General features: G+C 38.8%; 21 protein-coding genes and 2 pseudogenes. 9 read left to right on the forward strand and 14 right to left on the reverse strand.

What is annotated here, in order from left to right:
* Positions 1-60: 60 nt before the first annotated feature.
* The 12 genes from frr to AC6H22_RS08670 form a co-directional block, all read right to left on the reverse strand.
* Entirely contained in the window at positions 61-618 is a 558-nt protein-coding gene (frr, locus tag AC6H22_RS08615) for a ribosome recycling factor (RefSeq protein WP_005625850.1), read from the reverse strand.
* 150 nt (positions 619-768) lie between these two features.
* A complete protein-coding gene (pckA, locus tag AC6H22_RS08620) occupies positions 769-2,385 on the reverse strand; it encodes a phosphoenolpyruvate carboxykinase (ATP) (protein WP_005625848.1) in 1,617 nt (538 codons plus the stop codon).
* A 173-nt stretch (positions 2,386-2,558) separates the two neighbouring features.
* On the reverse strand, positions 2,559-3,440 hold the full coding sequence (gene hslO, locus AC6H22_RS08625) for an Hsp33 family molecular chaperone HslO (RefSeq protein WP_005625846.1): 882 nt from the start codon (positions 3,438-3,440) through the stop codon (positions 2,559-2,561).
* Between the two features lie 156 nt (positions 3,441-3,596).
* A complete protein-coding gene (gene argH, locus AC6H22_RS08630) occupies positions 3,597-4,970 on the reverse strand; it encodes an argininosuccinate lyase (protein ID WP_005625844.1) in 1,374 nt (457 codons plus the stop codon).
* Positions 4,971-5,103: 133 nt separating this feature from the next.
* Complete coding sequence (gene galU, locus AC6H22_RS08635; RefSeq protein WP_005625842.1) at positions 5,104-5,991, reverse strand: UTP--glucose-1-phosphate uridylyltransferase GalU; 888 nt, start codon at positions 5,989-5,991, stop codon at positions 5,104-5,106.
* A 23-nt stretch (positions 5,992-6,014) separates the two neighbouring features.
* Positions 6,015-6,206, reverse strand: coding sequence for a carbon storage regulator CsrA (csrA, locus tag AC6H22_RS08640; RefSeq protein WP_005625841.1), 192 nt, complete (start codon positions 6,204-6,206; stop codon positions 6,015-6,017).
* A gap of 78 nt (positions 6,207-6,284) precedes the next feature.
* Positions 6,285-8,909: an alanine--tRNA ligase gene (alaS, locus tag AC6H22_RS08645; protein ID WP_497515618.1), complete on the reverse strand. Its 2,625-nt coding sequence runs from the start codon at positions 8,907-8,909 to the stop codon at positions 6,285-6,287.
* Positions 8,910-9,096: 187 nt separating this feature from the next.
* On the reverse strand, positions 9,097-9,522 hold the full coding sequence (uspA, locus tag AC6H22_RS08650; protein ID WP_005629483.1) for a universal stress protein UspA: 426 nt from the start codon (positions 9,520-9,522) through the stop codon (positions 9,097-9,099).
* Positions 9,523-9,623: 101 nt separating this feature from the next.
* On the reverse strand, positions 9,624-10,916 hold the full coding sequence (pepP, locus tag AC6H22_RS08655; RefSeq protein WP_005629485.1) for a Xaa-Pro aminopeptidase: 1,293 nt from the start codon (positions 10,914-10,916) through the stop codon (positions 9,624-9,626).
* 11 nt (positions 10,917-10,927) lie between these two features.
* Entirely contained in the window at positions 10,928-11,476 is a 549-nt protein-coding gene (locus AC6H22_RS08660) for a YecA/YgfB family protein (protein WP_005629488.1), read from the reverse strand.
* 109 nt (positions 11,477-11,585) lie between these two features.
* Positions 11,586-13,229, reverse strand: coding sequence for a chaperonin GroEL (gene groL / locus AC6H22_RS08665; RefSeq protein WP_005629490.1), 1,644 nt, complete (start codon positions 13,227-13,229; stop codon positions 11,586-11,588).
* A 22-nt stretch (positions 13,230-13,251) separates the two neighbouring features.
* Positions 13,252-13,542, reverse strand: coding sequence for a co-chaperone GroES (locus AC6H22_RS08670; RefSeq protein WP_005629492.1), 291 nt, complete (start codon positions 13,540-13,542; stop codon positions 13,252-13,254).
* A gap of 168 nt (positions 13,543-13,710) precedes the next feature.
* Here AC6H22_RS08670 and ureA point away from each other — a divergent pair, with 168 nt between their 5' ends.
* The 8 genes and pseudogenes from ureA to AC6H22_RS08710 all read left to right on the forward strand — a co-directional run bounded on the left by ureA (position 13,711) and on the right by AC6H22_RS08710 (position 19,863).
* Positions 13,711-14,013, forward strand: coding sequence for an urease subunit gamma (gene ureA, locus AC6H22_RS08675; RefSeq protein ID WP_046952580.1), 303 nt, complete (start codon positions 13,711-13,713; stop codon positions 14,011-14,013).
* 71 nt (positions 14,014-14,084) lie between these two features.
* On the forward strand, positions 14,085-14,390 hold the full coding sequence (gene ureB, locus AC6H22_RS08680; RefSeq protein ID WP_005629499.1) for an urease subunit beta: 306 nt from the start codon (positions 14,085-14,087) through the stop codon (positions 14,388-14,390).
* An 11-nt stretch (positions 14,391-14,401) separates the two neighbouring features.
* Entirely contained in the window at positions 14,402-16,120 is a 1,719-nt protein-coding gene (gene ureC / locus AC6H22_RS08685; RefSeq protein WP_118817356.1) for an urease subunit alpha, read from the forward strand.
* A 37-nt stretch (positions 16,121-16,157) separates the two neighbouring features.
* A pseudogene (locus tag AC6H22_RS08690) lies at positions 16,158-16,778 on the forward strand (glutathione S-transferase).
* 253 nt (positions 16,779-17,031) lie between these two features.
* On the forward strand, positions 17,032-17,589 hold the full coding sequence (ureE, locus tag AC6H22_RS08695; RefSeq protein WP_118817355.1) for an urease accessory protein UreE: 558 nt from the start codon (positions 17,032-17,034) through the stop codon (positions 17,587-17,589).
* Positions 17,574-18,281, forward strand: coding sequence for an urease accessory protein UreF (locus tag AC6H22_RS08700; protein ID WP_497515619.1), 708 nt, complete (start codon positions 17,574-17,576; stop codon positions 18,279-18,281). Before ureE ends, AC6H22_RS08700 begins: the two co-directional genes overlap by 16 nt.
* A gap of 80 nt (positions 18,282-18,361) precedes the next feature.
* Positions 18,362-18,997, forward strand: a complete 636-nt coding sequence (ureG, locus tag AC6H22_RS08705) for an urease accessory protein UreG (protein ID WP_005629507.1) — start codon at positions 18,362-18,364, stop codon at positions 18,995-18,997.
* Positions 18,998-19,050: 53 nt separating this feature from the next.
* Positions 19,051-19,863, forward strand: coding sequence for an urease accessory protein UreD (locus tag AC6H22_RS08710; RefSeq protein WP_005629508.1), 813 nt, complete (start codon positions 19,051-19,053; stop codon positions 19,861-19,863).
* A 70-nt stretch (positions 19,864-19,933) separates the two neighbouring features.
* Here AC6H22_RS08710 and AC6H22_RS08715 read toward each other — a convergent pair whose 3' ends face one another.
* Positions 19,934-20,401: a hypothetical protein gene (locus tag AC6H22_RS08715; protein ID WP_032825812.1), complete on the reverse strand. Its 468-nt coding sequence runs from the start codon at positions 20,399-20,401 to the stop codon at positions 19,934-19,936.
* Positions 20,402-20,559: 158 nt separating this feature from the next.
* Between AC6H22_RS08715 and AC6H22_RS08720 the strand changes: the two are divergent.
* Positions 20,560-21,552 (forward strand): annotated as a pseudogene (locus AC6H22_RS08720) (ATP-binding protein); the annotation flags it as partial.
* A 333-nt stretch (positions 21,553-21,885) separates the two neighbouring features.
* Here AC6H22_RS08720 and AC6H22_RS08725 read toward each other — a convergent pair.
* Entirely contained in the window at positions 21,886-23,679 is a 1,794-nt protein-coding gene (locus AC6H22_RS08725; protein WP_497512827.1) for a P-loop NTPase fold protein, read from the reverse strand.
* Positions 23,680-23,706 lie beyond the last annotated feature (27 nt).

Consider the following 23,706-nt stretch of genomic DNA (forward strand, 5'->3'; position numbering starts at 1 on the left):
ATTCGCATACCTAATAAAATAAAGGCAGACAAAACTGTCTGCCTTTCGCATTTTTTATGATTAGAAATCCATTAATTCTTTTTCTTTATCCGCTAATACTTCATCTACTTTTTTAATGTAAATATCTGTGATTTTTTGGATTTCTTCTTCTGCTTTATGTTGTTCGTTTTCACTGATTTCTTTGTCTTTTAATAATGCTTTGATTTTATCATTCGCATCACGACGCACATTACGAACCGCAACTTTACCTTGTTCACCTTCGCCTTTCACAATTTTGATTAAATCACGACGGCGTTCTTCTGTTAATGGAGGAAGCGGAACACGGATTGTGGTACCCGCTGAAGATGGGTTTAAACCTAAATCTGAGGTTAAAATTGCTTTTTCTACCGCGGAGATTAAAGAACGATCAAAAACAGTTACAGCTAATGTACGCGCATCTTCTGCCACTACGTTTGCTAATTGGCGAAGTGGGGTCGCTGCACCATAATATTCAACTTGAATTGCATCAAGTAAACTTGGTTGTGCACGACCAGTACGGATTTTCGAAATATGGCCTCTTAATGCTTCAAGGCTTTTTTCCATACGATCTTGAGCATCTTTTTTAATTTGGTTAAGCATTGCATTGTCCTTTTAATTGACGAAAGTTAAAACGCGGTGATTTTACTGGATTTTTGTAAATTTTTGAATACATTTATCAGCTTGAAAACAGATAAAAAATGACCGCACTTCAGTTACCCAAAGTGCGGTTAATATTTTTAGTATTTTTAATTAAGCTTTAGGACCAGCTGCAATTAAAGCTTTGCCTTCTTCGTTAGTTGCATATTTAACAAAGTTTTTCACAAAGCGACCAGCTAAGTCTTCAGCTTTTGATTGCCATTGTGCTTTATCTGCGTAAGTATCACGAGGATCTAAGATTGCAGAATCTACACCTGGTAATGCTTTAGGAATTGCTAAGTTGAAGATTGGTAATTCGCCCATTTCAGCTTTTTCAATTGAGCCATCTAAGATTGCATCAATGATTCCGCGAGTATCTTTGATTGAGATACGTTTGCCTGTGCCATTCCAACCAGTATTCACTAAGTAAGCTTCAGCACCTGCTGCTTTCATACGTTTTACTAACACTTCTGCATATTGAGTTGGGTGAAGGGTTAAGAACGCTGCACCAAAACATGCTGAGAAAGTTGGAGTTGGTTCGGTAATACCACGCTCAGTACCTGCTAATTTTGCAGTGAAACCAGATAAGAAGTAGTATTTAGTTTGTTCTGGTGTCAATTTAGATACTGGTGGTAATACGCCAAATGCATCTGCAGTTAAGAAAATCACTTTCGTTGCGTGACCAGCACGAGAAACTGGTTTTACAATGTTATCGATGTGGTAAATTGGGTAAGACACGCGAGTATTTTCTGTTTTTGAACCATCATCGAAATCAACAGAACCATCTGCACGAACAACCACATTTTCTAATAATGCATCACGACGGATAGCGTGGTAAATATCCGGTTCATTTTCTTCTGAAAGATGAATGGTTTTCGCATAGCAACCACCTTCAAAGTTAAAGATACCCACATCATCCCAACCGTGCTCATCATCACCGATTAATTCACGTTTTGGATCGGTTGAAAGTGTTGTTTTACCTGTGCCAGATAAGCCGAAGAAGATTGCTACATCACCATCTTTACCCACGTTAGCTGAGCAGTGCATTGCGCCAACACCTTTAAGTGGTAGGAAGTAGTTCATCATTGAGAACATACCTTTTTTCATTTCACCGCCGTACCAAGTACCACCGATTAATTGAATGCGCTCAGTTAAGTTGAAAGCAACGAAGTTTTCTGAATTTAAACCTTGTTCTTTCCAGTTTGGATTAGTTACTTTAGAACCGTTCATTACAACGAAATCAGGTTCAAAATTTTTGAGTTGTTCTTCAGTTGGGCGAATAAACATGTTTTTCACAAAATGTGCTTGCCATGCAACTTCAGTTACAATACGTACTGCAATACGGTCGTGTTCGCTAGCGCCACAGAAACCATCAACCACAAATAAGCGTTTACGAGAAAGTTGGTTAGTCACCAAGTCTTTTAAGCTTTGCCATGTAGCTTGGTTCATTGGTTTGTTGTCATTTTTTGCTGCTTCAGATGTCCACCAAACAGTATCTTTGGTTTTTTCATCTAACACGATATATTTATCTTTTGGTGAACGGCCAGTGAAGATACCAGTATCTACAGCTACTGCACCGGTCGTAGTTAAAGTACCTTTTTCAAAGCCTTCTAAACCTGGATTGGTTTCTTCTTCGAACAATTGCTCGTAGCTTGGATTGTAGACAACTTCTTTTACGTCATAAATGCCTAGAGCTTCAAGTTCTTTTACTACTTTGTTTAAGTCTGTCATAAGTCACCTCTAATATTTAAGATTAAAATTTAACTGTCGCCTATTCTAAAGAATGTCAATGCAAAAAAATGTTAACTAGATCTCATTTTTGAAAAATCATGGCTTTTTATTACCTATTTTTAGGTGTATTGATGATGTAGATCAAAAATCCCGACATGGCGTCGGGATTGTTTTTAAAGTTTTGTTGATTTTAATTTTTCAATTGCTTCTTTGTTAAAGAAATAATGTGTGCCGCAACACTCACATTGCATATCAATACTGCCTTTATGCTCGGCTAATATTTCGTCAATTTCTTCATCGGAGATGAGCAGTAATGCAGAACCAGAACGCTCTGCAGAGCAGCCACAGAAAAATTGTACATCTTGTGCTGGATAAAGATTGACGGTCTCTTCATGATACAAACGATAGAGTAACTCTTCTGCAGGAAGACCAAATAATTCTTCATCTTTTACTGTTGCTGCGAGCGTAGTTAAATGCTCAAAATCTTCTGGTGTACCAGAACCATCAGGCATAATCTGTAATAGCATACCTGCTGCCACCGGCTTTCCTTCATATTCTCCAGTACGAATAATTAATTGAGTTTGAAGCTGTTCTGAGCGTACAAAATAATCTTCTAAGCATTCTGTGATCGTTGGTTTATCCAGACTAATTACACCTTGATAGCGTTCACCTTCTTTTGGTGCAATAGTAATGACCAATACGCCTTTACCAATCATATTATGCAGACTCATATTTTCAGTGATGTTCCCATCCACTCGAGCAAGGGCGCGGATTTGTTGTTGATCATTGCCATTTACTAATGCTAAGCGTAATGGACCATCGCCTTGAATTTGTACGGTGATATTGCCGTCAAATTTTAGTGTGGCAGTGAGCAAATTAGTCGCCACCATCATTTCACCTAATAAATCTTGTACTGCTTTAGGATACTGATGGGTATTTAATGTATCAGTGAATGTTTTATTTAAGCGAACCCATTCCCCACGAACCGCACGGTTTTGGAAAAGATAACGGTAAAGCTTGTCATTGTTTTGAGTATAGTCTTGTTGATTGGTCATTGATCATTCCTAATTGAAATAAAAAGTGCGGTAGTTTTTCCCGCACTTTTTGTTTTTATCATCTTATTTAAGTGTCGCTAGTCATAATTGGGACTATTCAGTGGATTGCAAGGGAGTCTTGTGAAATCCAATTGTGATATGCGTGTTAAAATATGATTAAGCAAATCTTGTTTTGGCTTCAGCAATAGCTTCGGCAACACGCAATGGCGATACACCACCTTTTGCACAACGCTTGTCTAAGCAAGATTGGAGGGAAAGAATCTCGTAAACATCATCTCCCACTACTTCACTAAATTGGCGGAATTCAGGGATAGTAAGATCTTCTAATCCTTTGCCTTTCTCGATTGCATAAACAACCGTTTCACCCACGATATGATGGGAATCTCGGAAAGGTACGCCCTTAGAGACTAAATAATCAGCTAATTCAGTTGCGTTTGAATATCCTTTTAACGCGGCTTCACGAGTACGTTCAACATTTACTTTCAATTCATCTAATACGAACGTTGCCATATCTACACAGTTTTGCCAAGTATCTAATGCATCAAAAATGCCCTCTTTGTCTTCTTGCATATCTTTATTATACGCAAGTGGCAAGCCTTTTAAGGTGACTAGCATACCTGTTAATGAGCCAATCACTCTGCCGGCTTTGCCCCGAATTAACTCACATGCATCAGGATTTTTCTTTTGTGGCATTAATGATGAGCCAGAAGTCACGCGGTCGGATAATTCCACGAAATTTGCCTCTCCGCTGTTAAAGATAATCATATCTTCAGCAAAGCGGGAAAGATGCGCCATACTGAGGGATGCGATGGAAAGTAACTCCACGATATGATCGCGATCAGAGACGCTATCTAAGCTATTTCTAGTTGCGAAAGCAAAACCAAGATAGTGTGCAAGTGAATCACGATCTACCGCATAGGCCGTACCAGCCAGCGCACCACTACCAAGTGGGCAGGTATTCATTCGATTATACGCATCTGTTAAACGTGTATAGTCGCGCTCAAACATTTCCACATATGCCATACACCAATGGGCAAAAGTGATAGGTTGAGCTCGTTGTAAATGGGTATAGCCAGGCATTACTGCTTGTTGTGTGTTTTCTGCGGTTTGAACTAAGTGGCGTTGCAAATTACGTACTGATTCTTGTAATTCAACCACACGTTGTTTACACCATAGTTTTATATCTACTGCCACTTGATCGTTACGGCTACGGCCAGTATGTAATTTTTTACCAAGGTTGCCTACTTTATCAATTAGCTTACTTTCAACCCAACTATGAATATCTTCAGCATCATCTTGTAAAATTGCTTGCGGATTTGACCGCACTTCAATAAGTAATTCATTTAGTGCTTGTTCAAGTTGATGCTGTTCTTCGATCGTTAATATATTTACTTTCACTAAGGCTTTGGACCAACCAATTGAGCCTTGAATATCCTGTTCTGCCAAACGATAATCAAAACGTAACGAGTCATTAAAATCTTTAAAACGTTTATCCGCTGCCTGCGTAAAACGCCCACCCCAAAGTGCCATAATCTTTCCTTCTTATTTAATTAATTATTCTATTATTGTGCATATTTATGCATAAAGCAATATTCTATATTAATAATAAAACAAAAATGGACAAAATCTTTCATTTTGTCCATTTTATCTGTATTAGTGGTATTTATAGCGTTTTTGCTAAATTCTTGATAAAGGTTTTGAATTCTTTACCTAATTTTTCGTGACGAATACCGTATTCTACGAAAGCTTCCATGTAGCCAATTTTATCACCACAGTCGAATGTTTCACCTGTCATATGGAATGCTTCAACAGTTTCTTTTTCAATGAGCATATCAATCGCATCGGTTAATTGGATTTCATCACCAACACCGATTGGCGTCTTTTCCAACAAGTCCCAAATTGCTGCTGAGAAAACGTAACGACCCACTACAGCAAGGTTTGATGGCGCATCTTCAACGGCTGGTTTTTCAACAATGCTATTAATTTTTGCACTTTCACCACTATTAAGAACTATGCCACCACAGTCTGCAACACCATAGCTACTCACATTTTCTTGTGGAACAGGCGTTACCATAATTTGGCTTGCACCAGTTTCATTAAAGCGTTTAATCATTGCAGAAAGATTTTCTTTTTTCTGGTCTGCACTGAAATCGGCTAACAATACGTCAGGTAATACAACAGCAAATGATTCATTGCCTACAAGTGGGCGACCGCACAACACGGCGTGACCAAGTCCTTTTGCATTACCTTGGCGAACATGCATGATAGTTACATCTTTTGGACAGATAGAACGCACTTCTTCTAGAAGTTGACGCTTAACACGTTTTTCTAGCATTGTTTCTAGTTCAAAAGAGGTATCAAAATGGTTTTCTATAGCATTTTTTGATGAATGCGTGACAAGCACAATTTCTTTTATGCCAGCTGCAACACATTCATTTACCACGTATTGAATCAATGGTTTATCAACCAAAGTAAGCATTTCCTTCGGAATTGCCTTCGTGGCAGGCAACATACGTGTACCAAGGCCGGCTACAGGAATAATTGCTTTCATAATATAAAATCCATTATTTACGATTATGATGAACTGTCTAATTGTTCATCTTTCATCTGTTTAATTCGTTGGTAAATTTCTTCTCGGTGAACGGATACTTCTTTAGGCGCTTCTACACCGAGTTTAACTTGGTTTCCACGTACACTCAAAATCGTGATAGAAATATCATTTCCAATAAGTACACTTTCGCCAACTTTACGAGTCAAGATTAACATCTTTTATCTCCTTAGTTTGCATTTATTAGATATCCCTATCAATCAAGGAAGGGTTGGCATCCCACCAACCGGCTTGTACTACAGATTTTTGTTTAACCAGTCCTGTGCTACTTTAACTGCTTGTGCCACATTTTCTGGTTGGGAGCCTCCTGCCATTGCCATATCCGGACGACCACCGCCTTTACCCCCGACCTGTTGAGCCATTAAATTAACGAGCTCTCCAGCTTTTACTTTGGTAGTTAAATCGTTTGTTACACCAACGACAAGGTTGACTTTTTCATCTAAGATCGATGCGAATGCGATTACGCCTGAGCCGAGTTGATTTTTTAAATCATCGACCATCACACGTAATGATTTTGTTTCTACGCCGTCTAATTGTTGTGCGATAACAGAAACACCGTTGATTTTCACCGCACTTTTTACAAAATCAGAACCAGCCTGCATTGCGGCTTTTTCTTTTAGACCTTGCAATTCTTTTTCCACTTTCTTCGCTTTGTCTTGAAGTTGCTGGATTTTTTCCGCTAAGGTATTTACGTCTGATTTTAATAAGTCCGCGCTTTGGGTCAGAATACGTTGTTGATTATGTAACCACTCAATCGCATTTTCACCAGTTATTGCTTCAATACGACGAACACCTGCTGCCACTGCGCTTTCAGTAATAATTTTAAATAGACCGATATCCCCAGTGCGTTTTGCGTGAATACCACCACAAAGCTCAATTGAGAAATCGCCCATGGTTAATACGCGAACCTTATCACCATATTTCTCGCCAAAGAGTGCCATTGCCCCTTTAGCTTTTGCTGAATCAATATCCATAATATCCGTTTGAACTGGGAAGTTAGCACGGATTTTTTGGTTCACTAATGTTTCAATTTGAGTTAATTGCTCTTTTGTAATTGCTTCAGGTTGTGCAAAGTCAAAACGCAAGGCTTTATCTGAAACAAGTGAGCCTTTTTGTACAACATGTTGACCTAAAACTTGACGCAAGGCCGCGTGTAATAAGTGTGTGGCTGAGTGGTTGAGTGATGTGTGATGGCGACGTTCCGCATCCACAATAGCATTCACTGATTGTCCAACTTTCAAACATCCTTGCGTTAATTCTCCAATATGTCCAAATACTTGCCCATATTTTTGGGTATCTTTAACATTAAAGGTCACGCCTTGTGCGCTTAAATATCCGCTATCGCCAATTTGGCCACCTGATTCTGCATAAAACGGCGTATTTTCTAAAATAACGACCGCACTTTGACCCGCTTCGATACTTTCCACTGATTTACCATCATGGAAAAGTGCGGTGATTTTTGCTTGAGATTCGATTTCAGTATAGCCTTCAAACTTGGTTTCACCATCCACGCGAATAATGCTGTTATAGTCCACGCCAAACTGGCTCGCTGCTTGAGCTCGAGTACGTTGTGCTTCCATTTCACGGTCAAACGCTTGTTCATCAATAGTGATATTGCGTTCACGACATACATCAGCCGTTAAATCCAATGGGAAACCATAGGTGTCATACAGTTTGAATGCAACTTCACCTGAAAGAACGCCATCTTTCACTTGAGCAAGGGCTTCATCTAATAAGCTTAAGCCACGTTCTAGAGTGCGAGCGAATTGTTCTTCTTCTAAACGTAATAGTTTTTCAACATTTACTTGTTTTGCTTTTACGTCTTTGCCTGCTTCTGCCATTACTTCAATTAGAGTTGCCACGAGTTTATAGAAAAAGGCTTCTTTGGCACCTAATAAGTGACCGTGACGAACTGCGCGGCGAATAATACGACGTAAGACATAACCACGGCCTTCGTTTGATGGAATAACGCCATCTGCGATTAAATATGCACAAGAACGAATATGGTCTGCAATAACACGTAATGATTTATTACTTAAATCTGTTGTGCCAACAACTTCAGCCGTTTTTGCGATTAATGTTTTGAAAATATCAATCTCGTAGTTTGAGTTAACATGTTGTAATACAGCAGAAATACGCTCTAATCCCATACCTGTGTCAACTGATGGACGTGGTAATTTTTCCATTGTGCCATCGGCTAAACGGTTGAATTGCATGAACACAACGTTCCAGATTTCGATATAACGGTCGCCATCTTCTTCTGGTGAGCCTGGAGGTCCGCCCCAAATATGATCGCCGTGATCGTAGAAAATTTCAGTACAAGGACCACAAGGACCCGTATCGCCCATTGCCCAGAAGTTGTCTGATGCATAAGGTGCGCCTTTATTGTCACCAATGCGAATAATGCGTTCAGCAGGAACACCGACTTCTTTATTCCAGATGTTGTAGGCTTCGTCATCGGTTTCATACACGGTTACCCATAGTTTTTCTTTAGGTAAACCAAGCCATTGTGGGGAAGTTAAATATTCCCAAGCAAAATTAATCGCATCGTGTTTAAAGTAATCACCAAAACTGAAGTTACCAAGCATTTCAAAGAAAGTATGATGACGCGCAGTATAACCAACATTTTCTAAGTCGTTGTGTTTACCACCTGCACGCACGCAACGTTGAGCAGTGGTCGCTCGAGAATAAGGGCGTTTATCCATTCCAAGGAATACATCCTTAAATTGGTTCATCCCAGCATTCGTGAAAAGCAAAGTCGGATCATTTTCCGGCACAAGTGAGCTACTCTCAACTACTTGGTGGCCTTTGCTATGGAAAAAATCAAGGAATGATTGTCTTATTTCTGCCGTTGTTTTCATTAAAAAGAATCCTTGTTACCCATAATAAAAATAAAAACTAAATCGCTCTATTTTTGCATATTTTTGAAATTTATAAAAAGGCTTTTTGCCAAAACCCCAAAATAAAACCGCACTTCACGACGTTATTTGAGAAGTGCGGTTAAAATTTAAGTTATTTCAGATTATTCAAAAAACAATTTCTTGTTAATTATTCATCTCTAAGCGGAACAACCAACATATCAATTTTAATCGTATTCATCACTTGACGTGTTGAAGACATTAACTTACTCCAAAAGTCTTGGTGATGTCCCGTCACTAATAAATCTACATCATATTGTTCGATGGCATCACTTAGAACTTGTCCTAAATCACCACTGCCACTCAATTTTTCTGAAATTGGATAATCCGCACTTTCAGCTAAATCTAATAAGGCTTTTTGTGTTTCCGTGGAAATTCTGTCTTGCATCGAAGACATATTCACATCAATCAATCCAGTGTAAAGATCCGAGAAGTTCACATCAACGTGGATGATAGAAAGTTTTGCTTCGTGGCGTTTTGCAACTCCAACCGCTTTTTTAAGTAAAACTGGACTCTCTTCAGAAAGATCTACTGCCACTAAAACGTGTTTGTACATAATCGACTCCTTAACTGATTGGTTCGGCTTTTAACTGGCTCTAATGCTAACATTTTGAGCAATAAAAAACTGTGTACTAGATCACAATTTAAACATTTTTATTAAAAATTCATTAAATTTTCAATGTCTGCAATTTCTTTAGGGGCCGCTGCGGTTAGGATTTTATTACCATATTCAGTCATGAGTAAATTATCCTCAATGCGCACGCCAATGCCTTTGTATTGCTCTGGCACATCAGCATCTTCTGAAATATAAATACCCGGCTCAACGGTAATCACCATGCCGATTTCGAGTATCCGTTGTTTATCTTGGCCATAGCTACCTACATCATGCACATCTAACCCTAGCCAGTGACCTAATCCGTGCATATAAAATTGTCGATAAGCTTGTTGTTGAATGAGTGTATCGACATCACCTTTTAAGATACCTAAATCCACTAATCCTTGGGTTTTAATACGAATGACTTCATCATTGGCTTGCTTAATGGAATTGCCAGGTACAAGTAATTCAATCGCACGTTTTTGTGCTTTTAAAACTAACTCGTAAATTTCACGTTGAGGCTGGCTAAATTTTCCATTTACAGGAAAAGTGCGGGTAATATCGCCCGCATACATGGCAAATTCACAGCCAGCATCAATGAGCACTAAATCCCCATCATTTAATGGACGATCATTTTCTGTGTAGTGCAAAATACAGGCGTTATTTCCCCCTGCAACAATGGAATTGTAAGAAGGAAATCTGGCGCAATGGCGATTAAATTCATGCAAAATATCGCTTTCAATTTCATATTCAAATCGATTTGGACGTGTTGTTTGCATTGCTTTAATATGCCCTAGAGCCGTAATTTGTCCCGCTTGTTGCATTAATCGGATTTCATTAGGCGATTTTATAAGGCGCATTTCGCTGAGCATTGGTCGCCAATCTAAAATCTCGTTAAAACTCACCGCACTTTCTGTCACTAATTTATCACCCCAAGTATGAATTTCTGGCACATAGTAAAGTGCGGTTAGTTTTTTTAATATTTTTGGCAGTACGGTAGAGAACTCTTCAATAGAATAGGCTTCATTTACATTAAGTTGTTGTGGTGCACGCTCAACACCTAATCGGCGACCATTCCACGTTTCAAGTAACGGATCGCGTGGACGAAGAAAAATAATGGCTTTTTCTGCTTGTTCTGTTTTCAGTAATAACAGTGCTGCATTCGGCTCATTAAAGCCTGTTACATACCAAAAATAGCTATCTTGACGGAAAGGATAGGTACAATCATTATTACGGCGTTTTTCGATTTCAGAAAAAAGCAATAATGCTGAATTAGGTTGCATTTGAGCGAATACTCGTGTGCGGCGTTTCCAAAATTCTTCTTTAGGCAATTCAGCCATATAAGCCAATTCCATCCGAGATCTCCTTAATGTAATACAGGTTTGTTTTCTATTTCTCCTTCGTTGAAATGAGAATAGAACAACATTGCAATGGTGCGAACATATTCAATGATTTCTTCTAGCGCTTCCGCAAGTTCTTCTTCGTTATCGTCTTCATCATAACCAAGTTGGCAAATATCTTGTAAATCATCTACGGCTTCGCCAATTTCGCCTTTTTCTTTTGTTAATTCAGGTTGTGCTAAGCCAAGACCAAGTAAGAATTGGTTTGCCCAATCGGATAAGCTATCCGCTTGTGCAAAGACATTTTCATCTTCGGTTAAACCAAGTTCAAAGGTAAATCCTTCAACATCTGATAAGGTTTGACTAATTTTTTCATAAAGTTCTGTAACGGGTTGAACTAATGCTGTTGGGTAAGCGTGATTATCATTGCTGAATTGATATAAGAGCGGTAGCCAACTTTGATCTTTTAAGCCACCACAAAGTAAACCGCTTAAAAAACCGTGTAGTTCTGTTGCATTAAAGTCGATTCCAGCAGATTTAAGTTGTTGGTTAAGGTCAGAATGAGAAATGAGCATAATAGATGTCCTGAGTAAATTTGAAATTAGTGTAAACCTTTGTAAATAAAAAAGCGATCGCTTTTCCTTGTGGAAAAACGACCGCACTTTTTACCTGATTATGAGCGAATTACATCATTCCGCCCATTCCACCCATACCGCCCATGCCTGCGCCTAGGTCAGCTTTTTCATCTTTTGGAAGCTCGGTTACCATACATTCAGTGGTAATCATTAAGCCTGCTACAGATGCCGCGAATTGCAACGCAGAACGAGTTACTTTAGTTGGATCTAAGATACCCATTTCGATCATATCGCCGTATTGTTCTGTACCTGCGTTATAACCAAAGTTTCCTTCGCCATTTTTAACCGCACTTGCCACAACAGATGCTTCTTCACCCGCGTTAGTGACGATTTGACGTAAAGGCGCTTCCATCGCACGTAATGCAAGTTTAATACCCACATTTTGTTCTTCGTTGTCACCTTTTAGGCTTGCTGCAACTTTCGCTGCTGCACGAACTAATGCAACACCACCACCGGCAACAATACCTTCTTCAACTGCTGCACGAGTTGCGTGTAATGCATCGTCCACTCGATCTTTTTTCTCTTTCATTTCAACTTCAGTTGCTGCACCAACTTTAATTACAGCTACACCACCAGCAAGTTTAGCCACGCGTTCTTGAAGTTTTTCTTTGTCATAATCAGACGTTGATTCTTCGATTTGTTGACGAATTTGAGCTACACGACCTTTGATTTGAGCTTCATCACCTACACCATCGATGATCGTGGTATTGTCTTTGTTGATGACTACACGTTTTGCTTGACCTAAATCTTCTAATGTCGCTTTTTCAAGTTCCATACCGATTTCTTCAGAAATCACGGTACCAGCAGTTAAGATCGCAATATCTTGTAACATTGCTTTACGACGATCACCAAAACCAGGGGCTTTCACTGCTGCTACTTTCACGATACCACGCATGGTGTTCACCACTAAAGTTGCAAGTGCTTCACCTTCGATATCTTCAGCGATAATTAATAATGGTTTACCCGCTTTTGCAACACCTTCTAATACTGGAAGTAATTCGCGAATGTTTGATACTTTTTTATCTACTAAAAGAATGTATGGGTTGTCTAATTCAACAGTTGCCGTTTCTGGTTTGTTGATGAAATAAGGTGATAAATAACCACGATCGAATTGCATCCCTTCCACAACCGCTAATTCATCGTCAAGACCTGTACCATCTTCTACGGTAATCACGCCTTCTTTACCCACTTTTTCCATCGCTTGTGAGATTAATTGACCCACAATGCTGTCAGAGTTTGCAGAAATAGTCCCTACTTGTTCAATTTCTTTTGCTGTTTCACAAGGTTTAGATAAATTTTTAAGCTCAGAAACAACCGCACTTACTGCTTTATCGATACCGCGTTTTAAATCCATTGGATTCATGCCTGCAGCTACTGCTTTTAAGCCTTCATTTACGATAGCTTGAGCAAGAACTGTCGCGGTAGTTGTACCGTCACCTGCTGCATCATTGGCTTTAGAGGCAACCTCTTTCACCATTTGTGCACCCATATTTTCAAATTTATCTTCTAATTCAATTTCACGTGCGACAGACACACCATCTTTGGTGATGGTTGGTGCACCAAATGATTTATCTAAAATTACATTACGACCTTTAGGGCCAAGGGTAACTTTTACCGCATCTGCTAATACATTCACGCCTTTAAGCATTTTTACGCGTGCATCGTTACCAAATTTTACGTCTTTTGCTGCCATTTTCTTTTTTCCTTAATTTAAATTATTCCACAATCGCCAAAATATCGTTTTCAGAAATGATTAACACTTCTTCACCATCGATTTTTTCACTTTTCACGCCATAACCATCATTGAAAATGACCGTATCACCAACTTTTACATCTAAAGGTTGAACGGTGCCATTTTCCAAAATACGACCCTTACCCACTGCCAATACTTTCGCACGGGTGGATTTAGTCGCTGCTGAGCCTGTTAATACGATACCGCCAGCTGAACGGGTTTCGACTTCTTCACGTTTAATAATTACACGATCGTGTAAAGGACGAATATTCATGATTAATTTCCTTCTTGAGAATTTGTAAGTGCGGTTTTTATATAAGGAGGATTTTTTCGCTTTCAAGGGCTATGAATAAAAAAATTCTGACAAAATGTTTTTCCTATTTGGATTTTTTACGTAAAATTCGCCGCTCTTTGTGCGATAGATAAATGAAGGAATGAAGATATGCACTTAACATCAAGAGAACAAGAGAAATTGATGCTCTTTTTAACCGGTGAGCTTGCGGCAAAACGCAAAGCGCGTGGCGTAAAATTAAACTATCCTGAGGCTATCGCTTATATCGCGAGTCATTTACAAGAAGCAGCTAGAGATGGTATGAGTGTGGCGGAAGTCATGCAATATGGCGCAACCCTACTCACCGTTGAAGATGTGATGGAAGGCGTTGCTGAGATGGTACACGAAGTACAAATTGAAGCAACTTTCCCAGATGGTACGAAGCTTGTTACCGTCCACAATCCGATTAGATAAAAGAACATTCCCCCTCTTTAGCAAAGAGGGGGCTTTCTATAAAAATTTTAAAATAGAAGGATTTAAATAAAATGATTCCAGGTGAATACCAATTAGCTGAAGGCGATATTATTGCCAATGTTGGCAGAAAAACAGTCACAATTGAAGTAACTAACTCAGGCGACCGCCCAATTCAAGTCGGTTCCCATTACCATTTTTTTGAAACCAATAATGCCCTTAAATTTGACCGCACTTTAGCGCGTGGAATGCGCTTAAATGTTCCATCTGGCAATGCAGTACGTTTTGAGCCAGGTGAAGTGAAATCAGTCGAGTTAGTGGCTTTTGGTGGCTCGCAAACTATTTACGGCTTCCATAATCAAATTGATGGCAAATTATAAGGTAGGGCAGAATGGCATTAACAATTTCAAGAGCGCAATATGTAGCAACTTATGGCCCAACCGTTGGCGATAAAGTCCGTTTAGGCGATACCAATTTATGGGCAACTATTGAGCAAGATTTATTGACCAAAGGTGATGAGTGTAAATTTGGTGGCGGTAAAAGTGTGCGTGATGGCATGGCGCAAAGCGGCACCGCAACTCGCGATAATCCAAATGTATTGGATTTTGTGATTACCAACGTGATGATCATTGATGCTAAATTAGGCATTATCAAAGCCGATATTGGTATTCGCGATGGTCGTATTGTGGGTATCGGACAAGCGGGTAACCCTGACACCATGGATAACGTCACGCCAAACATGATTATCGGTGCAAGCACGGAAGTACATAATGGCGCACATTTAATTGCAACCGCAGGCGGTATTGATACCCACATTCACTTTATTTGCCCTCAACAAGCACAACATGCGATTGAAAGCGGGGTTACGACGTTAATTGGTGGCGGAACAGGCCCTGCTGATGGTACACACGCGACTACTTGTACCCCGGGCGCATGGTATATGGAACGTATGTTCCAAGCGGCAGAAGCTTTACCTGTTAACGTAGGATTTTTCGGTAAAGGAAACTGCTCAACCTTAGATCCGCTACGCGAACAAATTGAAGCGGGTGCATTAGGTTTAAAAATCCACGAAGACTGGGGCGCAACGCCTGCAGTGATTGATTCTGCATTAACCGTTGCCGATGAAATGGATGTGCAAGTGGCCATTCACACCGATACGCTAAATGAAAGTGGATTCTTAGAAGATACCATGAAAGCAATTGATGGACGAGTAATTCATACTTTCCATACGGAGGGTGCGGGTGGTGGTCATGCACCTGACATCATTAAAGCAGCGATGTATCCAAACGTATTACCTGCTTCAACCAACCCGACTCGTCCGTTTACGAAAAACACCATTGATGAACATTTAGATATGTTGATGGTTTGCCATCACTTAGATAAACGTGTACCAGAAGACGTAGCATTTGCTGATAGCCGTATCCGCCCTGAAACCATTGCTGCAGAAGATATTTTGCACGATATGGGCGTCTTTTCGATTATGAGTTCAGACTCTCAAGCAATGGGACGTATTGGAGAAGTAGTAATTCGTACATGGCAAACTGCAGATAAAATGAAAATGCAACGTGGTGAGTTAGGCAATGAAGGAAACGATAACTTCCGCATTAAACGCTACATTGCAAAATACACTATTAACCCGGCAATTGCACACGGTATTGCGGATCATATTGGTTCGTTGGAAGTGGGCAAAATTGCAGATATCGTGTTGTGGAAACCGATGTTCTTTGGCGTAAAACCTGAAGTGGTGATTAAGAAAGGCTTTATTAGCTACGCGAAAATGGGCGATCCAAATGCCTCTATTCCAACACCACAACCAGTGTTCTACCGTCCAATGTACGGTGCACAAGGCTTAGCCACAGCACAAACAGCGGTATTTTTTGTTTCACAAGCCGCTGAAAAAGCCGATATTCGTGCGAAGTTCGGTTTACACAAAGAAACCATTGCCGTGAAAGGCTGCCGCAGCGTAGGTAAAAAAGATCTCGTTCACAACAATGCAACACCTGAAATCACAGTGGATCCAGAACGCTATGAAGTGCGTGTAGATGGTGAGCTAATTACCTGCGAACCCGTGGATACGGTGCCATTAGGGCAACGATATTTTATGTTCTAAGCAGAAAAGAGCGGTCAAATTTTAAGGAGGTTTTACAATGAAACTTTGGTACTCCACCACCAGCCCGTATGTACGTAAAGTGCTAGTAACGTTGAAATATCAACAACTATTAGACAAAACAGAACTGATTAAAATTGGTTCATCATTTGATGCAAGCTCTCCGCATAATCAGGCCAACCCATTGGGACGTGTTCCTGCGTTAGAACGTAATTGTGGTAATTGGCTTTATGGTAGTTTGCTGATTTGCGAATATCTTGACCAAAAAGGTAAGGTAGAGCCTAAACTCATTCCAGAAAGTGGCAAGCCACGTTGGGCAGCGTTAGCGTTGCATAATTTAGCAGATGGCATTATGGAAAACACCGTGCCGATGATGGCTGAAAAAATGCTTCGCCCTGAAAGTGAATGGTGGACAGCTCGCCATCAATAACTAACTGAACGCAATCGTCAAAGTTTTGCAAGACTTGAGCAAGACTTAAAACCGTTTGGTACGGAATTAAACATTGGTACGTTAACGGCGGTGGCAGTCATTGATTGGTTCTTATTTAGAGCAGAGAAAATTGGATTAGATCTTGCAAAAGAATTTCCAAATTTAACCGCTTGGGCAGCCGAGATGAATGAAAAATATGAGGTTTTAAGAGAAACAAAGCCAACTTTGTAACCATTTTTGTGGCGTCACGAAATTGGTCTAAATAACCTAATTTCTCTGTTTTTTCTTCTGCCAAATCTCCCCCACCCCTCTTTGCTAAAGAGGGGAAAGAACGAGCGAGATTTTATATCATTGTTCTACTTTGATATGGCAAATATAAATGAGTCAGATGACAGCAAATTTATAAGGAAAATTCTCTCTTTAGCAAAGAGGGGGAGGGGAGATTTGGCAGCCTTAATTAGAGAAGAAAATAAGTAATACAAAAATGAAAATCCTCACTCCCATTCTGCCTATTATGGATACCATTTTAGGCGACTTAGTTAGCCTCCAGACTGAAGGCAAAATTACCCATCAAACCATTGAACGCGTGGCATTGCAGTGGTATGAAAGTGAACGCAATATTCTGCGTAAAACCACTGATACGGGGCGTGAAGTTGCCTTTCGCTTACTCAAAGAGGGGCAACGCTTGAAACACGATGATGTGGTGTTTATCAGCGATGAACTGGCTATTGTGATTGAAATTCTGCCAAGTGAAGTCATTGTGCTGTCTCCGAAAACCTTGCCTGAAATGGCACGGGCGTGTTATGAAATCGGCAACAAACATTCTCCGCTGTTTTTAGATGGTGATGAAGTGACATTACCTTACGATAAGCCGATGTTCGAATGGCTACAAGCGGCTGGATTTCATCCTCAAAAAGCAGAACGCCGTTTAAGCCAAGCGTTGAGAGCGAACTCTGCACAAGGGCACGGGCATTCACATAGCCATTCACACGATCATCACGGTTATCATCATCACGGAGATGGCAATTGGCACCAGCATTAAACCGAAGTCTGTCAGATTTAGGTGCATTGTTGCACTTGGTTGACCCGACTTTGCCAATCGGGGGCTTTAACCATTCAAACGGTTTAGAAACCTTTGTTCAACAAGGTGTTGTTTCGACGAAACCAAGCCTAGAAGAATATGTGCAAACTCAGCTTTTGCAAAACTGGGTGTATAACGATGGCGCTTATCTTTCGCTCGCATTTGAAGCCATGGCTATCAATGATTTTGACCGTTTGTGCGAATTAGACCATTCGTTATCTGCGACCAAAATTGCGCGAGAAAGTCGAGAAGGCAGTTTTAAACTCGGCGTGCGGTTATTAAAAATTTTTATCCGCTATGAACAACACCCGATGTTGAGCCAATTTCAGCAAGCGATTCAAAATAAAACCGTGCAAGGCTATTTCCCGATTGTGTTTGCGATGGTGGCGCAAGCGATGGGGCTCAGCAAAGCGGATACCCTGTATGCGTTTTACTACAATGCAGCAGTCGGCACCATTACCAATGGCGTAAAACTCATTCCGCTCAGCCAAATGGACGGGCAAGATATTCTGTTTGATTTGCGTCGTGCGCTCTTGCAAGCTGTCGAATTAAGCCTTGATCCAAATCTTGATTGGCTAGGTGCAGCAACTCTCGCAAATGACATCCGTTCCATGCAGCACGAAGTGCTTTATACGCGGCTTTATATGTCGTAAGAGCGGTCATTTTTTATTAAATTTTTACATATCGCAGAGGTTATAAGAATGAGCTTCTACGAATCAACAAAAGGAACATTATGCGTAACTACATTAAAATTGGCGTAGCAGGCCCCGTTGGTGCAGGCAAAACCGCGTTAATTGAAAAACTGACTCGTGAAATTGCAAGCCGTTATAGCGTGGCGGTAATCACTAACGATATTTATACCCAAGAAGATGCGGAGTTTTTAACGAAAAACAGCTTACTTCCGCCTGAGCGAATTATGGGCGTGGAAACGGGCGGTTGCCCACATACAGCAATTCGTGAAGATGCGTCAATGAACTTAGAAGCTGTCGATGAAATGGTTGCACGCTTCCCTGATGTAGAAATCGTGTTTATTGAATCTGGTGGTGATAACTTATCTGCCACCTTTAGCCCTGATTTAGCAGATGTGACTATTTTCGTGATTGACGTCGCACAAGGTGAAAAAATCCCGCGTAAAGGTGGTCCTGGCATCACCCGTTCTGATTTATTAGTGATTAACAAAACTGACCTAGCGCCATTCGTTGGTGCTGACTTAAGTGTCATGGAACGAGATGCACGTCGTATGCGTAACGGTCAACCGTTTATCTTTACCAACTTAATGAAGAAAGAAAATTTAGATGGTGTAATTGGTTGGATTGAAAAATACGCTTTATTAAAAAATATAGAAGAACCTAAAGCCTTAGTGAGATAAAGTACTCTCCCCTCTTCTTTTGAGGAGGGGGGATTTTACAAATTTAATCGATTATGAACAGTACGCTCAAACTCTCAACTAAACTTTCTCCAAGCGGTAAAACTCAGCTTGCGGAATATTTTGCCACTCCCCCTTTCAAAGTGATGACGTTACCTCCTTATGCGGATGCTTGGACAAATGGACTTAATGCCATTCAGATGTCTTCTTCGCCAGGACTCTTATCAGGGGATCGTATTGATATTCAAATAACGCTCGCAGAATCGACCGCACTTTCTTTAAATACACAGGCATTTACCCGTGTTAAGGCAATGAATGAAGGCAATTTTGCTGAACAAAACACGTTCATTCAGCTTGAAGAGAATAGCTATTTATTTTATTTGCCCCACCCATTGGTATTGCATAAGGATTCTGCATTTAAGCAAAAAACATTCATCAATATACAACCTAATAGCGTTCTGATTTACGGAGATATTGTGGCTATTGGCCGCGTAGCAAATAATGAACGTTTTGAATTTCGCCAATTTTCTTCTCATTTAAAAGTTCAGCTTTTGCAAAATAACGGGCAAACTAAACCGCTCGTCTTGGATTGTATTCAATGGCAGCCTGCACAAATGAAATTGACCGCATTAAGCCAAATGGAAGGGTTCTCACATCAAGGATCGTTGGTTTATCTCAATTTGCAGAAAACATCAACTGAAGTTAAACAAATCGTCCAAACACTTCAACAGCAGGAAAGTGAAAAATCTATACTTATTGGCGTTTCTCAATTAAATGAAGGTGGACTTATTGTACGAGTGCTTGGTCATCGTGCTGAGCTCATTCAAAAGCTCTTTGAGAAGATCGGTGAGCAACTAAAATCAGCATAAAATTAGGGGCTGACGTAGACTAGCATTCTTGCTAATCTACGTCAGCCCCAAAAATTATTTTCGATAAAAATCAACCGCCCTTACAAATCAACCAAGGAACTTGCTTGCCTTGTTGATTCTTGTAGTAAATTGAACTTTGAGAGCGCGCGATTAAATCCACATAACTTCCTTGAATCGGATCATACGAACGATAAACCACCTCAAATTTTGTACCGCGCGCATTCAGTGTCAGCGTGTATGAATGATCAAAAGGCACCGCCTTGCCATTATCTAGCTGGAAATAAAAACCGAAGTTATCTTTCATACGGCTTTCACGCGACAACGGGAAATAAGTCGTCAAATGAGAAATCCCCCCAGTATCTTTATTATTACAACGATAATGATATGGCTTGTAATTAACCGAATTATTTAACTCAGCTTGGCTAATATTATTCTTTAAAAATCGAGATTTAACCGTCTTTTTTGGCTGATGTGTTGTGGTACAAGCAAATAAACTCACAAGGACACCCACAAACAATGCCATCTTTAATTTATTCATAAATACAAAATTCCGAGCAATAAGAAAGCGCGTATGATAGCGGAAATTGGGGATTGTGCAAGGGATTGGAATGAGACTAAAAAAACCGAAATAAAAACTGGAAATGTAATTCCAAATACAGGCTAAAAAAAAACAAATATGGAAATTGACTTCCAATTGACACTCAAGACCTCCAACAGCTTATTCAAGAAAAAATGCCGTCTTCTCCAGCTAAAACCTACTTTCTGATTGATGAAATTCAATTCGTGGAAGGCTGGCAAAAAATCGTCAATGCGCTTCGCGTGAGTTTTAACACCGACATCGTGATTACGGGCTCAAATGCTAACTTGCTTTCCGGTGAGCTTGCGACGCTGTTAAGCGGTCGGTATGTAGAAATCAAAATTTATCCGCTTTCTTTTAAAGAATTTTTGCACGCCAAAAATGTGGATAGTCAATCAAGATTGGTGGATAAACTCTATTCGGAATACGAAAAATATGGCGGTTTCCCCAGTGTTGCTATTGCTGATGAATCTTTAAAAGAAACGATTTTATCTGGCATTTTTGATTCCATCGTACTGAATGATATTGCTCATCGTGCTGGCGTGAAAGATACCCATATTCTTAAAAGCGTGATTCTCTTTTTGGCGGATAATGTAGGGCAGTTAGTGAATCCGAGTAAAATTAGCAACACGCTCACGTCCGAACGTGTTCCCACCTCAAACCCTACCATCAGCAAATATCTTGATTTGTTAGAAAATGCGTTTCTTTTTTATAAAGCAAAACAATACGATATTCGCGGAAAAGGCTATTTAAAAACCAATGCGAAATATTTTATTGTGGATAACGGTTTAAGACGACATGCTATCGGTAAAAAAGGCGCGAATTATGCCAATCGACTAGAAAATATCGTCTTTATTGAATTACTCAGACGTGGTTATACCATAGATGTCGGTAAACTTGACAGCAAAGAAATTGATTTTATCGCCCGAAAAGCCGATGAGATTTTGTATGTGCAAGTCGCCTTTGAAATCCCTGAAAATACCCACGAAACAGATAATCTTTTGCATATTAAAGATAACTATAAGAAGATCTTAATTACGGGGAAATATTACGAACAAACAGAAATTGATGGGATTGAGGTGATTTATGTGGTGGATTGGTTGCTGCAATAAATCTAAAAACATTGAAAATTTTCACCGCACTTTTAGTGATTAACGTTTATACTGGTGCGCGTTTCTTAACGTGTGCCATGGAAATTAAATAATGTGCGGTGAGTTTTTGAAGTGTTTTTTATTGAAGTTAGGCACACGCTAGGAAGCGTGCACCAACAGATTGTGCTAATAAGGAAAGATAGCGCCAGCGTCCACGCTGGTGCTGTTTAATAATACATTGCGAATTTTACCCATAAGCCGTTGGCAGAATTAATATTCAAAATTCTTTGGATTTTTTGACCGCACTTTTAGATGGGGGCACAAGCGAGGACGCTTGCGCTATCATGGGGGAGACTAATGAACTTTGAATCTTTCTTTTTTTAGCCTTAGCATATTTAAAATTTCATCTAATTTAAATTTATCAAATGGATCAAGATCTTTTGAATTATATCTATTAGTTAAACAAGCTATAAACTTATCAATAAAACTTTCTTCAGCTTTCAAATATTCTGCTAATGTTATTTCATTAATACTACGATTTGTTTTATATCTTTCATCAAGAAAATAACAAAAATTATACAACCCATTATAATTATTACTATCATCAATTAACACTTCCATAACTTGATTAACATTTTCTTCAGTCAGCAAAACTTTGCACTCGTATTTTTCATAGTTACTATACGTATTACTCCAGTCTGCAATTTTTATAAATGGTAATAATTTATAAAAATCATCAATAGTCTTTTTATTTTCTAAAATAAATTGTTGTTCATTTATCTTCTTATAAAATTCTGATCTTATTCTTATGAAATCGTCATCTTCTTCATTGATATATCCCAAGCCTGTAGTATTAAGCCTAAAAAATCTAAGATCTGGAAATGAAGAAGTTTCTTTGTATTTATCTAGGTATTTTGAGAGTGTTTGTTCTATTTCATCAATTGATATATTTCTACATAAATTTTTCTTAACGAAAAATACTAACATACTAACAGCATGCATAAGAATACCTATATTGTGATATTCTATTGAAATAAATTTATTCTTTACATCCTCAAGGTTAGTATAAAATTCATCCCTATTCATCTCTCTGTAGTGCCATAATTTTTGCCAAGATTCATCTTCTTTCCTATTAAATATTGGAAGTGAGGATATCAATTCATTTAGTTCATCATAAGAATTATAGCAACTAGTAATAATCATCTTCCAAATATCTGTATCGAAAATGAGGCTATAATAAAATCCTGAGTTATCTTGTTTTAATGACTCTAAGACGGAATCTATATTATGCTCTTTTTTATATTCTAGTGATAGTGTATAGAATTGCTCTGATAGTCTTTCAATAAATTCATCATTATCTAGATAATTAGATTTTATTTTTTTAGTAAAATCAATGTAATCATCAGTTGTCTGAATTAGATTTCTATAGTTTTTATTTCCAGATCTTTCAAATGTCGATTGGATGATGTTTATAATTATTTCATATTTTTTTAACTTTGAGGAATATTTTTCCTCAAATGACTTCCAATAGCTTTCGTTATCATTATGAATAATAAATGATTTACCTATAACTTTTTCTTTAAATCTTTTATATGTTTCATTTTTATCATTACTTTTATTCTTATAATTAATTTCATCCTCATTTGCTATGATAATTGTTTTCACATTTTTATTTTCACAGATTGAATTTATAAATCCTAATATTTCTATAATAGGTATTAATGTTCTCTCAAGATCATCGAATATAAAAATTAGGTTATTATAATTATTAGTATCATTTTTTAATGGGTTAATAATTTTGCTAAGATCGATTTTTGCAGTTGTTTCCTGACTGGCATCTCCAATTAAGTCAAACGTAAACCCGAAATTTATTGCGGACTTTAATATTCCGCCTGCGAATTTTATGCTTTTATGAGATAAAATTGGATGTAATTCTTCAAAAATAGCGTCATTTACAGATGGGATATCTTTTAATCCAAACAAACTTACATAGATAAACTTATATCTATTATCATTAGATCTTTTTTCTATATAATTTCTTATAAAAAATGTTTTACCACAGCCCCATTTCCCAGTTAAGAGAGTTGCGTATTCAACATCTTCTCTTTCTAAATAAAGATCTAAATAGTTTTCGATATGTTTATTCATTATTGATTCCTGTTATAGAGTAGAAGA

Source organism: Haemophilus sp. THUN1690, from assembly GCF_059704375.1.

Excerpts from the sequence above, each read along its gene's own strand:
- csrA (WP_005625841.1), bottom strand. The coding sequence starts at position 6,206 with ATGTTAATCTTGACTCGTAAAGTTGGCGAAAGTGTACTTATTGGAAAT.
- uspA (WP_005629483.1), bottom strand. The coding sequence starts at position 9,522 with ATGTACAAACACGTTTTAGTGGCAGTAGATCTTTCTGAAGAGAGTCCA.
- AC6H22_RS08710 (WP_005629508.1), top strand. The coding sequence starts at position 19,051 with ATGAACAGTACGCTCAAACTCTCAACTAAACTTTCTCCAAGCGGTAAA.
- AC6H22_RS08670 (WP_005629492.1), bottom strand. The coding sequence starts at position 13,542 with ATGAATATTCGTCCTTTACACGATCGTGTAATTATTAAACGTGAAGAA.
- frr (WP_005625850.1), bottom strand. The coding sequence starts at position 618 with ATGCTTAACCAAATTAAAAAAGATGCTCAAGATCGTATGGAAAAAAGC.
- ureC (WP_118817356.1), top strand. The coding sequence starts at position 14,402 with ATGGCATTAACAATTTCAAGAGCGCAATATGTAGCAACTTATGGCCCA.
- AC6H22_RS08725 (WP_497512827.1), bottom strand. The coding sequence starts at position 23,679 with ATGAATAAACATATCGAAAACTATTTAGATCTTTATTTAGAAAGAGAA.
- argH (WP_005625844.1), bottom strand. The coding sequence starts at position 4,970 with ATGGCACTTTGGGGTGGGCGTTTTACGCAGGCAGCGGATAAACGTTTT.
- groL (WP_005629490.1), bottom strand. The coding sequence starts at position 13,229 with ATGGCAGCAAAAGACGTAAAATTTGGTAACGATGCACGCGTAAAAATG.
- alaS (WP_497515618.1), bottom strand. The coding sequence starts at position 8,909 with ATGAAAACAACGGCAGAAATAAGACAATCATTCCTTGATTTTTTCCAT.
- pckA (WP_005625848.1), bottom strand. The coding sequence starts at position 2,385 with ATGACAGACTTAAACAAAGTAGTAAAAGAACTTGAAGCTCTAGGCATT.
- pepP (WP_005629485.1), bottom strand. The coding sequence starts at position 10,916 with ATGGAATTGGCTTATATGGCTGAATTGCCTAAAGAAGAATTTTGGAAA.
- galU (WP_005625842.1), bottom strand. The coding sequence starts at position 5,991 with ATGAAAGCAATTATTCCTGTAGCCGGCCTTGGTACACGTATGTTGCCT.
- ureE (WP_118817355.1), top strand. The coding sequence starts at position 17,032 with ATGAAAATCCTCACTCCCATTCTGCCTATTATGGATACCATTTTAGGC.
- hslO (WP_005625846.1), bottom strand. The coding sequence starts at position 3,440 with ATGACCAATCAACAAGACTATACTCAAAACAATGACAAGCTTTACCGT.
- AC6H22_RS08660 (WP_005629488.1), bottom strand. The coding sequence starts at position 11,476 with ATGCTCATTTCTCATTCTGACCTTAACCAACAACTTAAATCTGCTGGA.
- ureA (WP_046952580.1), top strand. The coding sequence starts at position 13,711 with ATGCACTTAACATCAAGAGAACAAGAGAAATTGATGCTCTTTTTAACC.
- AC6H22_RS08715 (WP_032825812.1), bottom strand. The coding sequence starts at position 20,401 with ATGAATAAATTAAAGATGGCATTGTTTGTGGGTGTCCTTGTGAGTTTA.
- ureG (WP_005629507.1), top strand. The coding sequence starts at position 18,362 with ATGCGTAACTACATTAAAATTGGCGTAGCAGGCCCCGTTGGTGCAGGC.
- ureB (WP_005629499.1), top strand. The coding sequence starts at position 14,085 with ATGATTCCAGGTGAATACCAATTAGCTGAAGGCGATATTATTGCCAAT.